Here is a 15,270-nt window from a genome sequence, read left to right as displayed (position 1 = left end):
AAGAAACGGCTACTCCACTATCAGCAGGAATATAACGATCCTCCCCGGGTCTTCACTGACGAAAGACTTTGTTCTTGCTGGCATCGCAGCCGGCAGTATAAAAGAAGGAAAAATGGATGGTGCAACTAAAGAGAAGGAAAGTAAAACGCAAAAACAACAGGGACCAGGAAAGTCGGGATGGATGCTCTTGCGGGGCATGCCGATCACGCCCGGTCAGGCAGAGGTTCATTTTTCGGGAAAAAGGATGCAGCGGATCATGGAGCAACCGCTTATGATGGCCCTCGCAACCGCCGGAGCAACGGAAACCAGCCCGGAGATCCAGGAGCTTGCCAGCTCCCTGCGCCACGACCCGAAGCTCATCTATAATTACGTGAAGCAGCATATTGATTACCTGCCGTACTTCGGATCACTGAAAGGGGCAACGCTTACCTACCTGGACGGCAGCGGCAATGACTTTGATCAGGCATCGCTGATGATCGCCCTGCTCAGGGCAAGCGGGTACAGTGCCCGTTACGTCTACGGCACCATGACGCTCAGCATCCCGACCGTCGACCTGTGGCTGAGAAATACCTACTACGCATATACGCTCGGGAACGGCGGGATCCCGTTCACAACAGATAATGGGACATACTGCACGATAACCAGGGTCTGGGTATCCGCCACCATTGACGGCACGGACTATGTCTTCGATCCGGCCCTCAAGGCATATTCAGAAAATTATGAGGGCCATATCAACCTTTTGTCCGATATGAAGTATGACTACTTCGATTTCATTAGCACGGCCATATCGGGAGCCGTTCTGGGCAACGATTACGCACAGAACATCAATGAAAAGAATATCAGGACAAAGCTCGCATATTACGCGTCCAACTATATTGCCGCACGGCTCGCGGAAGGCGCCAAACAGGATACTGCGCGATACCTGGGGAGTTCTTATCGCATGGTCCCGGGCGATATGACGACCTATTCCACGTCCCTCCCCCACTCAACCACGGTGAGCGCAACGTGGGATGAGATCCCTCCTGAATATACCGCCACTTTGCGCGTACAATACAGCGGGATCGATCATACATTTGCCGTCCCCGATATCGGCGGGAAGAGAATCACGATCACCTACACGGGCGGTAATTACCGGCCTGAACTGTGTCTCGAAGGCACATTAATAGCCTCGGGGAGCGCGACAACGCCCGGCAGCCACGGTACCGCGACGTTCACCATCAACCACGGCACTGCGACGAATAACGGTTACTATGCATCCCAAACAGCAACTTCTTCGCTGAAGAGCGGCGGCACATACGCGGTGATCTCCAATTTTGCGGGCACATCGCGCAGCGCCCTTATCCAAAAAAGACAGGAACGGCTCGACGGGTACCTTCTCCAGGGGCTGACGGCTGATAACGACAAGGAGAAGGTACTCGGAGAGACTCTCAACATCATGGGCCTGACCTATTTCAGCGAGATCCTGATGCAAACAGAACTTGTAGGGGCCGGGATCATTTCCGGAGGCGCCCTCCCCGTCATGTTCCATGCCATAGGGATCATGGGCCAGAATACGGGGCCCTACATCGATGTTTCGGCATGGGCATGTGCCCTTAATTACGCCTATGATTCCTACAACCAGTATTACAGCAATGCGAAAAACATCTATGCCCTTTTTCAAACCGTGATGTTTCATGGAAGCGGATTCGAGCACAGCATCCTGGAACAATTCATGGGCTCCGACAAGCCCGGCGCATCGACGGTAAAGGTTCTTCAACTGGCAAACGCTAAGGGTCACAAGATATTCCAGGCAGACAGTTCAAATTACCAGAACGTAAGGCAACAATTGAAGGGCTACACATCAGCCGCCCTGGCCTGGATCGACGCAAAAAGAAACGAAGGTTTCGATGTCTTTGTCCTGCCGGAATACGGAAACCTCACGCTGGGACAATGGCAGGGGTATGGGTACATGGCGAGAGACAGCAATTGGGTTTCCGGGATGTATGTGGGTAACTACAATGGCGGGATAGGACAATATATCCCGATTGACCCCATATATACGGCAAACCAGACAGATATCTGGGTATCCATCGACACCCCTCTATTCTTCTCGACATCGGTCATCTCCGGCGTTCCAACGTATCAGTCAAAAGAACCAGTGGATATGGCAAGCGGCGCATACCTGTACGATCACACCGATCTGAGGCTTGGCAGCGGCGCTCCGTTGGGCTTAATTTTTAACCGCTCATACAACAGCAATTATTATGCGAAAAAGACGGGCTTCGGGTACGGCTGGACACACAACAACGACATCAGCCTGAATACAGCAAGTCACGCCGGGCCGGTGATAGGGAAACGACAGATCACCGAAACGGCGCCCTTTGTCGTCGCCGGCTATATCATCAATAACATCATGCAGAATGAAAACCATGTGAAGGATTCCGTCATTTCCGCTATCATTGCACAGTGGGCGATGGAACAGATCAACGATAACAGCGTCACCGTCCAGGCCGGCAACAAGAATATGGAGTTCATCAAACTCCCCGATGGCTCCTACAGTGCACCTCCCGGCATAACAACACAGTTGACGAAGAATGTCGACGGCACATTCAGCCTCACGGAACGTTTCGATACACGGACAAACTTCAACGCAGATAAAAGGATATCCGAGATCAAAGATATTGACGGCAACACGATGACCTTTGCATACAACGCCAATAAGGATCTTTCCTCCGTGCGCGATGCACGGGGCCGCACCCTCGCCTTCTCCTATTCCGGGGATACCATCAGTTCAGTATCCGATTCAGAAGGTCGGTCAGTTTCCTACACATATGATGCCAACGGCAACCTGACCCGTTACACCGATTCGGGAGGAAAGGTGTGGGGTTACGGATATGATGACGGACACCGGATGACACGCCTCACCAACCCGCTCAGCATCACCACGGCTGCCAACATCTATGACGGCCTGGGCAGGGTGAAGACACAGACCGTACCGCGCCAGGGCAACAAAACTGCAACATACAACTTCTATTTTCCCGGTTTTAAAAATCAGGAAGAAGATCCCGCCGGAGGTGTTATCACATACTATTACGATGAAAAAGGGAGAGGATATGCCGACGCGGATCCCCTCGGGAATAAGGCCACAAAGAAATTTGACGGACAGGATCACATCGTCAGTATTACCGATCCTCGGCATTACACCACTACATACGAATATGACAACAATGACAATCTGAAGGTAATCACCAATGCCCTGGGCGCCCGGGTCAACAACACCTATGACAGCTATTTCCGGCTGACACAGGTCATCGATCCTTACGACAATACAACCCGGTTCTTCTATGATGCAAAGCATCATCTCATAGGCACACGCGACCCCATCGGAAATACAACAAGCTCAACATACTATGCCAACGGCCTCGTCAATACCGCCACAGATGCGAGAGGTACAACCACCGTGATCGCCCATGATACATACGGCAATCCTCAGACAACTAATACAGGCAACCATCCTGCCGTCACCTCGACCTACGACAGCGCCGGGAGGTTGATCGAATTCATTGACCAGGCCGGTTCAACCACCACCTTCACCTATGACAAAAGGGGGCTCCTTATTGGCAGGACCGACCCTCTTGGGAAAACCGTCAGTTTCTATTACGACGGCGCCGGGAGGCTGATCTCCGCTAAAGACCGCAACGACCGCATTGTCACGTACACCTATACGGCGACAAACAAACCGGAGACGATCACCTACCCGAATGGCTCCTCTGTACGCTTTACCTATGACCTGCTCGACAACCTCATCTCCATGGAGGATGCGGCCGGCGCCACCCGCTATTCCTATGACGCCGCGGACAAACTTGTCTCCATGACCGATCCACGGGGATTTGTCATCTCCTACGGGTATGATGCGGTAGGCAACATAACCGAGATCTCCTATCCCGGGAACAAAAAGGCGCTTTATTCCTATGATGCCGCAAACCGGCTTGCAGCAGTGCAGTGGCAGGACCGGACGGCACAGTATACATACGATGTAACGGGACGCCCGATCGGCCTCATTCATTTCAACGGGTCAACGACCGAATACAGGTATGACAGTGCCGGCAGGTTGACTATGCTCAACAACTACAGGCAGGACTCCGGCGATCCTCTCACGCGCATCATCTCGCGGTATGCATTCACCCTCGATGCCGGCGGCAACCGTATAAGCGATGTACGGGAAGAACCTTATCAGACAGCGCTCTCTCAAGAAGACATCTCCTATACATACGATCCCCGGAACAATCGCCTCCAGGCCGCAGGGGGAGACAGCTTCGCCTACGATGACGAAGGGCGGTTGACAAACGGCTACGGCACCACGTATGCTTTTGATGATGAGCACCGGCTCACGGAGATCGGCAATGATGTCAGGTTCACCTATGACGGCAGGGGCAACAGGATCGAGGCTGCAAGAGATGGCGTCGTTACCCGCTATATCTACGATGCCAATGGGAATCTCCTGGCTGAGGCGGACGGGGAGAACAATATTACCCGCTACTATATCTACGGCAGAGGGCTCATCGCGATGGTGACATCAGAGAAGCAGCAGGATCAGGTCTTTTGCTACCATTTCAATGCAACAGGTTCTACGGTCGCCCTTACCGATGACTCGGGGGCAATCGTGAACTCTTACGCCTATGACCCCTTCGGAAAGATAACGGACCGGCAGGAATATGTGGAGCAGCCCTTCACCTTTGTAGGGCAGTACGGCGTCATGACGGAACCCAACGGGTTCTACTACATGAGGGCCAGGTACTACGATCCCCAGGTGGGGAGGTTCATAAGTGAAGACCCCCTCGGCTTCGAAGGCGGGGATGTAAACCTCTACGCGTATGCAGGCAACAATCCGGTGATGCTGATCGATCCGTGGGGGAAGTGCGGGGAAAACGCATCGTATCAAAGTCCTTGGTATGTAAGCTGGGTACCGGGACAGGCAGCCTGGGACAATGCACAAACAAATTTAGCGAACGGCAACTATCTGGGTGCAGCAATTAATGCTTCCACAACGTTAGGGGAACAGGCATTGACTGTATTAACTTTAGGCAGTTCCAGTACCCTTACTTCACAGGTAGGGCTATTTGAACAATACGCTGTTTCTAGGACTATGACACTTGCTAAAAGTACATCTAATACTATTAGAGGTCCAGTAGGCCAGTTTGCTGCTGGCTTTGCACAAGGTTTTGCTGCCGGCTACTATGGCACAGATCTTCCATATTCGTTTACCAAGCCCCAGGCAATGGGACAGTGGATCGGACAGACCTTTGGAGTAATTAGTGGGGTATTGCCATGAAATGGTATATGATTTTTGCCATACTTATCGTCCTGATCTCTATCTTTGGCTGGTGGATACGTCGTCCCATCTACTATTGTGGTATTAGACTAAATGAGTTAAAACGATTCATCCGAGATTTTATCAGTCAAAGCACAGATGGCTCAACGATCTTTATTGAACTTGAGGAATCACCAATATACGTACAATTTATAAAACATTGTGCTAATAACACACAGAGCACGCTCAGTTTTGTATTTCCTGACACGCCTTGGTCTCGAAAATATTTTGATGAATTAGTAATGTTATTCGAGGCAAAAAGTATCAACTATACTATCACGGACGAAGGGAAGTTGCTTGATAGATACCTGGAAATTAATACATTGATAGGTGACATTGAGCTTACTGCCTCGACTGGATTTCGCATTGTACAAGATACCTTTAAAATGATGGGCTTGGATGAAAGAGCGAAGTTTCAAATTCACTTCAAAGCCAATCTTAGTACTCAGGCAGCGGTGCCTGCCCTAGAGCAGCTCAGTGGACATCCAAGCAAATTAGTTCAAATATTGTCAAAAAAGTTTTTAAAAAAACATCAGCGAAGATAGGGTGCGTAGTTGACTAATGTGACCAACTCCTTTGCCCTTCCGTCACATTTTCCGGTGCCTTTGTCACATAACTATTCTCTATAAGGATCTCTTTTATCCTTTGATCCATTGAACCCTTGAACCCCATCTTAAATAATGATCGAACGTAAGTCTTCGTCTGAATATAAACCCGCAGCGCAATTAAACAAAAAAAGGAGAAACAATGACAGACAGACGACAAGCGAACTATAAATTTATTGTGTGGTTGTCCGCCGCACTTGTTCTCATCGGCACAGGCTTCAATGCTGTCCCCTCTTTCGCCGAGACGATCTACTATACCTATGATGATCTGAACCGGCTGACAGCGATAGAAAATCCCAATGCAGGTGGCACACGGTACGAATATGACGAGGTCGGCAACCGCCTGTCGAAGACGTTTGCCTTCAAGACATGGCCCCTTAATGTCATACTGAATGATACCGCAGGGGGTACGGTTACAAGCACAAACGGGGACATATACTGCGGTTCTTCCTGCCTCGCGACGTACAATTACGGGACCCGGGTGACACTTATCGCGACACCCAATACAGCCTATAATTTCACAGGATGGTCCGGCGCATGTACGGGTACGGGGAACTGTACAATAACAATGGACTCCTCGAAAAATGTCACCGCCAATTTCATGAAAAAGACCTTTGCTATCGATGCCATCGCGATACCGGATGAAAACGGCATATCCCCGTCCGGAACAATAGCGGTCCAATACGGGGACAATACTGCGTTTACTATCGGCTCAAAGGCAGGCTATACGTTGACGGATGTGAAGGTGGATGGGATGTCGATAGAAGCAGCGACAAGCTACGTTTTCAGTAACGTAACCGCTGATCATACGATTACCGCCACATACAACTGTACGGGATCCATCTGTCCTGCCGGGTTTACCCTGGAGGGCGGTATCTGTCATAAACCGGCAGACTGTCCTAATGGGACATTGAACACGCAATATGACGCATGTATAAACGACATCCTGCCCGTTTGTCCTTCCGGATATGTCTATGTCCCGGAACGGTCGCGCTGCGAGGTCACACCGTCCTGTTCGGCAGGGTCATACGACGGAACACATGACCGCTGCCAGAAGCCCGTCTATAAAGGCTGCACTACCGGTTATACTTATGCGGCCGCACGGGACCGGTGCGAGATCACGCCCTCCTGCCCGTCAGGAGGGTCATACTCAAAGATCAATAACCGCTGCAAGGCATTGCCTTCATACTCATACACCTGCAGTTCAACGGGGAGTATATACGGGAGTTATAATGCCTGCACAAGTAACTGCTTACAGACAACGACGTGCGCATCGGCGCTCACCCCGGTATCGCTGTCGGGTAATGGACCAGGCGGGACTATCGATTTCGCATCCGGCGGAGTCGGGATATATTTTGGCAGCACGCTTATATCGATCACGGGAGCAACCGTACGTACCGGCTCCCCTATCTATATGACATCTATGAACGGCAGCATATCTGTCAGCGCCGCCGGCAACACAATCACCTTTGTGAATAATGATGGGGGCGCGCAGTTCGGCAGTATCATTGTCGATGGGGCCGTCGTTACTTCATCAGGATCAGGAACGTTGAAGGGAGAGTATTACAGGGTAATCGGCTCAGGCAATCAATTAATATTTGAAGAAACCTGGACCGGAAGTTCTTCTGAGGTCGGCCGTGTAACATTTACCGGAACAACCGCGGTTTACACCTGCCCTTATGGAACAGGCTACACGTGTGATGCCGACCACAACTGCAAAAAACCTGCGGAGTGTTCTACAAATACAGAATGTCCTGCTGGCTACACGTCTTCAGGAGACGGTGGCGGATGGGGAGGAGGTGGGGCAGCAACCTGTTTCGCTGATGCTTCCTGTCCCAACGGGGGCAGCCTTGATGCACAACGCGATGTCTGTCAACTTCCCTGGTCTGCCGGTTGTGATCCCGGGTGGTCCTATGATGATAGTTTAATGGTATGCCATCAGGCTCCTCTTGCGTGCGGTTCGGGCGGGACCATCGATACAACGCATGATGTCTGTCAACTGAACGGTACGGTGAATTGTGACAGCGGCTACACCTGGGATCCGGACATCTCCCGCTGCCGCATGTTGCCTCAATGCCCGACCGGTTTGTACAGTACGGTAAGCGACCGCTGTGAAACCGCCCCTATTTCCTGTCCCTAAGCGGGATTTCATTCAGCAAACCGCCGTGAGAGAAAGGCAGCAGAGAGCGGAGAGCCGAGGGCAGAGAGATAAACTTCTCAAAGAATTTTCTCTTTGGTTTCTCACCTTTCACTTTTAACCTTTCACCTTTCACTGCCTTTATCCAGCGTGTTGCGAGGGACATCCCGACACCATGCTCATCCTACGTGGAAAATCCGGGTTTATGGCTGGTAAGCTGGCAGGCTTGCAAACTATCAAGCCAGCAAGTTGTTCGCTGTTGGCTGATATGGGTCTGCTTATTCCACCGTTACGCTCTTGGCGAGGTTGCGCGGCTGGTCTACGTCAGTTCCCAGAAAGTTTGCGATATAATACGCGAGGAGCTGGAGCGGCACTACAGACAGGATCGGCTGCAGCGCATAGATCGTCTGAGGCAGCACAAAGAAGGTCTCCACGCGGTCTGCCATCTCGTGCAGCGGGTCATCGGTAAAGATCAGCACCCTGCCCCTTCGTGAGATCACCTCTTCCACGTTGCTGCACGTCTTTTTGTACGTATGGTCATGAGGCGATACAAAGACGACGGGCATATTCTCGTCGATAAGGGCGATCGGACCGTGCTTCATCTCCCCGGCGGCATAGGCCTCGGCATGGATATAGGAGATCTCTTTGAGTTTTAAGGCACCCTCAAGCACTGCCGGGTAATTGATCCCTCTTCCCAGATAGAGGAAGTCGTGGTGGACCATGTATCTCCTTGCCATCTCCTCAATAGGACCCGACATATCGAGGATAGACTGTATCTTGTGGGGGATCTGCTTTATCTCCTTTATGTATCTGCTGATGTCCTGGTTGTTGAGCTTGCCGAGTCTCTCGCCTATGTGGAGCATGAGGAGGAAGAGGACCGATATCTGTGTCGTGAATGCCTTTGTGGAGGCAACGCCTATCTCGGGGCCCGCATGGGTAAAGATCACGCCGTCGGCATCCCGCGCGAGCGTGCTGCCAAGGACATTGCAGACTGAGAGCGTGTAGACGCCCCTTTTCTTCCCTTCCTTCATCGCCGCAATGGTATCGGCCGTTTCACCTGACTGCGAGACGAGGATCAGCATGTCATCCTTTTTGAGGATTGGCTCCCTGTAGCGGAATTCAGAGGCGATATCCGTTTCAACGGGGATATGCAGCATGGATTCAAAGAGGTGTTTGCCGATCATGCAGGCGTGGTACGAGGTGCCGCAGGCGACCATCCATATCTTTTTGATCTTTGCGAGGTCCGGCAATTTCAACTCTTCAAAGGCCACCTCGCCCCTCTCTTCTTTCACCCTTCCGATCAGCGTCTCCGATATGGCCCGCGGCTGCTCAAAGATCTCTTTCAACATGAAATGTTTGAAGCCGCCTTTTTCCGCCATTGCATCCGACCACTGGACCTGGTGTATCTCCCTTTTAACGGTCTTGCCTTCCATATCGATCAACCTCACCGTACCGTCGGCGAAGATCGCTATGTCATCATCCTCAAGGAAGATAAACCTCTTTGTCCTGTTGATGATCGCCGGGGCGTCGCTTGCGATAAAGTACTCGCCGGCGCCGACGCCGATGATGAGGGGGCTTTCCTTTCTTGCCGCAATGAGCACCTTCTCTGATTCACGGATGATCCCGAGGGCGTAGGAACCTTTGAGTTCCTTCAGAGATAACCGGACAGCGTCGACAAAATTCCTGCCTTTTTTGAGATAGCTTGTGATAAGGTGGGGTATGACCTCCGTGTCCGTATCGGAGAGGAATTTATGGCCTTCTTTCCTCAGGCGCTCTTTCAACTCGATGTAGTTTTCTATGATGCCGTTGTGAACAACAACCACGTCTCCCGCCTTATGCGGGTGGGCATTGTGTTCTGATGGTGTACCGTGTGTTGCCCATCTCGTATGCGCGAGGCCCATCTTTCCCTTGAAATTACCATCTGCGATAACCTTTCTCAGTTCATCAACCTTGCCTTTCCTCCGGGCTATCTCGATCCCACCCTGCTGCCACACCGCGATACCCGCTGAATCATAACCCCTGTATTCAAGCCTTTTCAGGGCCTCTATCAGTATCCCGCAGGCGTCATTCTTGCCTTTATATCCTACTATTCCGCACATCTTTTCTTCCTCCCGTACCCCGGAACATGTTTCTGTTGGACCCGCGTTAACGCAAGGGCTCCTCCGGGTACGTCTTTCGTAATAGTCGATCCGGCGCCGATTACCGCGTCCCTGCCTATCTTTACGGGGGCTACAAGCTCTGTATTGCTGCCGACAAGCACATTATCCCCTATTACGGTCCTGTGTTTCCTTGCCCCGTCGTAATTACAAGTAATGGTCCCTGCCCCGATGTTAACGTTTTTCCCTACCTCCGCATCACCGATGTAGGCAAGATGGCTTGCCCTGGCGTCCTTGTCGATCCGTGAGTTCTTGACCTCCACGAAATTGCCTATCCTGGCGCCTTTACCGATAACCGTTCCGGGCCTCAGCCTGGAAAAAGGCCCTATCTTCGCGTTCTCTTTTATCTCGGCCCCCTCGATGGTTACGAAACCTTCGATGACCACGTTATCGTGTATCACCGAGTCCTTCACGACGACGTTGGGACCGATCACGACATCATTCCCAATTATAGTGCATCCGAGAAGGTGGCAGTTAGGAAATACCGTTGTATCGATGCCGATCTTTACCTCGCTTTCGATATAAACGTTCTTGTCCAGGATTGTCACCCCTTTCTGCATGTGTTGTCCGATGATCCTCTGCCGCATGATCGCGTTTGCCTCCAGAAGCTCCTTCCGCGTATTTATGCCGAGGACTTCCCGGGCATTCTCACAATTGTACCCTTTGATGGTTTCACCCTTTTGCCGCCCGATTGTGCAGATATCGGTAAGGTAATATTCCCCCTTTTTGTTATCGGCGGATATTGACCTCAGCAAAGGAAAGGACTTAGCCGGAATGATGCAGATGCCTGTATTGATGCGGTTGATCTCCCGCTCTTTCCGGGTGGCATCGACATCTTCTTTGATCCCGAGTATCTCATCGCCGGACATGATAACCCTTCCATATCCAGCAGGATCCGGAACATCTGTTGTCATGAAGGTAATGCTCTTTGTTTTTCCATAAAAAGAGAGAAAATTCTTCAACGTCTCCTTTTCTATAATCGGGACATCGCCGTAGAGAACGAGGACATCGCCGCCGTCGATGAATTTACCGGCAGCGAGCAACGCATTGGCCGTCCCTTTTTGCGCCCGCTGAAGGGCGCACGCAACGGGATAGGCCTTCAGATATTCCTCGACCTTTTCCCTGCCGTAGCCGACAACGACGACGATCCTTGCGGGGGAAAGCTCCTGCGCCCTCTCAACCACATAGCGTATCATGGGCCTTCCCATGATCTCGTGCATTACCTTCGGCCTTTTTGAGACCATCCTCTCGCCCTTTCCTGCGGCAAGGATAACAACATTAAGCTTTTTCATCGACCCTCCCCTTCTTTCCAAAGACCCTCACTATGACAACACTCAATTCATAAAGTCCCCATAACGGAATGGCGATGAGGAGCTGGCTTGACACATCCGGCGGCGTAATGATGGCGCTCACAATGACAATTGCAAGGATCGCATATCTCCTCTTTGATGAGAGCATCCTGTAATGTATGATCCCTGCCTTTGCAAGATAAAAGGCGACAAGCGGTAATTCAAAAAACAATCCAAACATGATGAGCATCTTCAGGGTCAGGCTCATATAGCTTTTCAGGTCAGGCATGGGGATAATGAATTCAGCAGCATAACTGACAAAGAACCTGTATATATAAGGCATGACAAGATAATAACAGAACAGGGCGCCGCATACAAAACAGAGGCTGCCCAAAAAGATAAAAGGGTAGATATAACGTCTTTCCTTTTCATAGAGGCCCGGGGACACGAACATCCAGAACTCATAGAGGATCACCGGAGCAACGACAAAGAGGGCAGCGACAACGGATATCTTGAAATAGGTAATAAACGCCTCGGTGACACCGGTAAATATAAAGGAACTTTTTTCCGGCATAACCCTGATGAAAGGCTCCATAAGAAAGGCAAATATCTTTTCCTTGAAGTAATATGTCAATATGAACGCTATCCCGATCGCTATAATGCAGACCAGGATCCGGTCACGCAGTTCCTTGAGATGGGAGAGGAATGGCTGTTTATCATCCACTGATGATTGCTGAACCATGGGTTTTCGGTTTTGTCTGTTGGTATTTTTTTATCCGCGTAATGCTCCACCTTCAGGGATTTTTGTATGTTCTTCTTCGTTCGCGTTCTCAGCGTGCTGCTCAGCTTCCCCGTGAGTTTCCCCGGAATATGCCTCTTCGTCAGCAACATCAGGGGGTCTTTCTTCCTGGGGTGCTTCAGCCCCTGAGACCTCTTCCTCGATGGTTTCTTTTACTTCATCCGCCATCCTCCTGAACTCTGAAAAGGCCTTGCCGAGTGACTTTGCGAGTTCGGGCAACTTCGAAGGCCCTACTACCAGCAAAGCTACCACCATGATAACAATGAGCTCCGGAAGACCAATACCAAACATTTTTCATAAACTATCACAAAAACAAGGTCAGGTAAAACAAAATAACCCCACGCAACAATCAATACCCGGTATTTACAAATCATATGTTCTCTGGTAACATTTGGATACTCTATGACAAAGATCCTGCGTTTTTTAATTTTGATCCTTGTTGCGTTTCTGTTCGTTGCTCAACATGTGTCTTCGGAGACTTTCGGGAGACCGGGATACCACGACGGTTCGCTGACGCATGCCGGCAGGACAAGAACATATAAGGTATACATCCCGACTATATGTATAGTCCAGAAACAGAAATCCGTTCCTCTTGTCATCGTACTTCACGGTGGCGGCGGGAACGCAAAGAACGCAGCCCGTGTGACCGGTTTCAGCCAGAAGGCAAATACGCAAGGGTTCATCGTTGTCTACCCCAATGGAACAAGCTGGATAGGCAGGAATATCTCCCTTACCTGGAACTCCGGAAATTGCTGTGGATATGCCCTTGAAAACAACATCGACGATGTCGGTTTTATCAAAACACTTATCGAAAAACTCGAACATGAACTACCCATTGACCCTAAGCGCATCTATGCAACGGGTATATCGAATGGTGCTATGATGAGCTACCGTCTTGCCTGCGAGTTATCTGACAGGATTGCCGCTATCGGTCCCGTGGCAGGGGCTTTGAACGTCAAGGATTGCAAGCCGACACATCCTGTCTCTGTTGTCATAATCCATGGTAAAGATGACAAATACGTCCTCTACGATGGCGGCAAATCATTGAAGATGGCTGACAATCATGAACGTACCGATACTCCTGTCTCTTATGCCGTTTCGTTCTGGATAAAAAATAATCAATGTTCAGCAACCCCCCAAAAAGAAGAAAAGGGACGCCTCATTAAAGAGCTCTACGCCGGCGGATTATCCGGCACTGAAGTCCTTCTTTACACTATCAAGGGCGGGGAACATGCCTGGCCTGGAGGCAAAAAAACAGGGTATATTGGCGCCGATGAGCCCATCCACGAGATTTCAGCAACAAACCTGATCTGGGAATTTTTTGAAAACCATCCGAAACCGTAAATATAAATTCAGCTCACAGCAGATCGTATATCGTAGTTCGTATATCGTATATCGGAAAGACCGTTAGGCGTGAATCGTAAGGGGTTTTAATCGCCTAACGCCTGACGACTTACGAGATTCTTCCTCACCCATTACCTTCCACCTATCACCTATCACCTATTACCTATTACCTTTCACTTTTCACAATATCTTCTGATAGCTATTTATTACTCTTGACATCGTTCCAATATTGTATTAAATATTAATTTATAATTATTACAGATATGGAAAACCTGATTAAAATACTCCAGTCAAAGAATATACAACCATCACACCAACGTATAAAAATACTGGAAATCATTGCAAAAAACAGAGATCACATGAATGTGAATATGATATATGACGAACTCTCAAAGGAGATACCCACAATCTCAAAAACTACAGTCTACAATACACTCAGCACTTTTGCGGAAAAGGGGCTGGTGCACTGCCTCACGATCACACCTGAAGAGATGCGGTACGATTACGAGACAAAGCCACATCACCACCTGCTGTGCAAAAGATGCGGCAGGATCATTGATGTAGATGTACGATGCGCCTATGCCGACGCTATGGAGATCGACGGCCATAGTATTGAAGAGATAGAAGGCTATTTTAAGGGTATCTGTAAGGAATGTCTGTCACATGACAGTCATAAACACCAAAAAAAGGAGGTATATCATGGCTGAAAGATTACAGGTTTACAAATGTGCAATTTGCGGGAATGTTGTGGAGGTCCTGCTTGGCGGGAAGGGTGAGCTTGTTTGCTGTAATGAGCCCATGGAGCTTATGAAGGAAAATACTGTAGATGCGTCACTGGAAAAACATGTCCCTGTTATAGAAAAGACAGCGGATGGGATCAAGGTAAAGGTCGGCAGTGTTGCCCATCCCATGGAAGAGAAACATTACATTGTCCTGATCGAGGCAATCATCGACGGTAAGGTCTATCGCCAGTTTTTATCACCGGGTGCGGCGCCTGAGGCCCTTTTCCCTGTAAAGGGTGAAAATGTAATTGCCCGTGAATATTGCAACCTGCACGGGCTCTGGAAGAGCTGATACAGGCAAACATAGCAAAATCGGGTAAGCAGTAGACAGTAAGCAGCGAAAATCTTTTTAGTGCCTGCTGCATACTGCTTACTCTCAGTTGATCTTGCTGAGTAAACAAGGAGGACATCATGAAATCCATAAAAGGAACAAAAACAGAACACAATCTACTTGCAAGCTTTGCCGGTGAATCGCAGGCAAGGAACAGGTATACTTATTTTTCATCACAGGCTAAAAAAGAGGGGTACGAACAGATATCGTGGTTTTTTGCCGATACCGCGGACAACGAAAAAGAACACGCCAAGAGGTTTTTTCAATTCCTTGAAGGCGGGGAAACAGAGATTACCGCGTCCTATCCTGCCGGCGTAATCGGCACAACGATAGACAACCTGAAGGCTGCGGCAGCAGGTGAAAATCTTGAACATTCAGTCCTTTATCCTGAGGCAGCGCGTATTGCAGATGAGGAAGGTTTTGGCGAGATCGCCACGCTCTTCAGGGAGATCGCCAAGGTCGAGGTGCAACACGAAA

At 49.9% G+C, this 15,270-nt stretch carries 12 protein-coding genes; 7 read left to right on the top strand and 5 right to left on the bottom strand.

Annotated features, from left to right (window positions below; translation table 11 throughout):
- Nucleotides 1–112: 112 nt before the first annotated feature.
- The 3 genes from PHU49_06800 (at nt 113) to PHU49_06790 (ending at nt 8,095) form a co-directional block, all read left to right on the top strand.
- Nucleotides 113–5,311, top strand: a complete 5,199-nt coding sequence (locus PHU49_06800) for a DUF6531 domain-containing protein (protein MDD5243710.1) — start codon at nt 113–115, stop codon at nt 5,309–5,311.
- Complete coding sequence (locus PHU49_06795) at nt 5,308–5,895, top strand: hypothetical protein (GenBank protein MDD5243709.1); 588 nt, start codon at nt 5,308–5,310, stop codon at nt 5,893–5,895. Before PHU49_06800 ends, PHU49_06795 begins: the two co-directional genes overlap by 4 nt.
- Before the next feature lie 202 nt (nt 5,896–6,097).
- Nucleotides 6,098–8,095 carry a hypothetical protein gene (locus PHU49_06790; protein ID MDD5243708.1) on the top strand — a complete coding sequence of 666 codons (1,998 nt, stop codon included), beginning with the start codon at nt 6,098–6,100 and terminating at the stop codon, nt 8,093–8,095.
- Here PHU49_06790 and PHU49_06785 read toward each other — a convergent pair.
- From PHU49_06785 to tatB, 5 genes are all read right to left on the bottom strand, one after another.
- A complete protein-coding gene (locus PHU49_06785; protein ID MDD5243707.1) occupies nt 8,079–8,258 on the bottom strand; it encodes a hypothetical protein in 180 nt (59 codons plus the stop codon). The genes PHU49_06790 and PHU49_06785 overlap by 17 nt on opposite strands.
- A gap of 112 nt (nt 8,259–8,370) precedes the next feature.
- Entirely contained in the window at nt 8,371–10,191 is a 1,821-nt protein-coding gene (glmS, locus tag PHU49_06780) for a glutamine--fructose-6-phosphate transaminase (isomerizing) (protein MDD5243706.1), read from the bottom strand.
- A complete protein-coding gene (gene glmU / locus PHU49_06775; GenBank protein ID MDD5243705.1) occupies nt 10,179–11,540 on the bottom strand; it encodes a bifunctional UDP-N-acetylglucosamine diphosphorylase/glucosamine-1-phosphate N-acetyltransferase GlmU in 1,362 nt (453 codons plus the stop codon). Before glmU ends, glmS begins: the two co-directional genes overlap by 13 nt.
- Nucleotides 11,527–12,261 carry a twin-arginine translocase subunit TatC gene (tatC, locus tag PHU49_06770; GenBank protein ID MDD5243704.1) on the bottom strand — a complete coding sequence of 245 codons (735 nt, stop codon included), beginning with the start codon at nt 12,259–12,261 and terminating at the stop codon, nt 11,527–11,529. The genes glmU and tatC overlap by 14 nt, the downstream gene beginning before the upstream one ends.
- Nucleotides 12,262–12,309: 48 nt before the next feature.
- The gene (gene tatB / locus PHU49_06765) at nt 12,310–12,627 is read right to left on the bottom strand and encodes a Sec-independent protein translocase protein TatB (GenBank protein ID MDD5243703.1); all 318 of its coding nucleotides are present in this window, start codon (nt 12,625–12,627) and stop codon (nt 12,310–12,312) included.
- A 111-nt stretch (nt 12,628–12,738) separates the two neighbouring features.
- Here tatB and PHU49_06760 point away from each other — a divergent pair, with 111 nt between their 5' ends.
- The 4 genes from PHU49_06760 to PHU49_06745 form a co-directional block, all read left to right on the top strand.
- Nucleotides 12,739–13,680: a PHB depolymerase family esterase gene (locus PHU49_06760; protein MDD5243702.1), complete on the top strand. Its 942-nt coding sequence runs from the start codon at nt 12,739–12,741 to the stop codon at nt 13,678–13,680.
- Nucleotides 13,681–13,943: 263 nt separating this feature from the next.
- Nucleotides 13,944–14,387 (top strand): Fur family transcriptional regulator, encoded by a 444-nt coding sequence (locus PHU49_06755; protein MDD5243701.1) that lies wholly within the window; start codon nt 13,944–13,946, stop codon nt 14,385–14,387.
- Complete coding sequence (locus PHU49_06750) at nt 14,380–14,754, top strand: desulfoferrodoxin (protein ID MDD5243700.1); 375 nt, start codon at nt 14,380–14,382, stop codon at nt 14,752–14,754. The genes PHU49_06755 and PHU49_06750 overlap by 8 nt, the downstream gene beginning before the upstream one ends.
- Nucleotides 14,755–14,873: 119 nt before the next feature.
- Nucleotides 14,874–15,270, top strand: a 397-nt coding sequence (locus PHU49_06745; protein ID MDD5243699.1) for a rubrerythrin family protein, incomplete at its 3' end; no start/stop codon positions are given.

It is taken from the genome of Syntrophorhabdaceae bacterium (assembly GCA_028713955.1).
Classification (GTDB): domain Bacteria; phylum Desulfobacterota; class Syntrophorhabdia; order Syntrophorhabdales; family Syntrophorhabdaceae; genus UBA5609.
The sequence above is the reverse complement of the archived record's forward strand: the minus strand, read 5'-3'. Positions and strand labels throughout refer to the sequence as shown.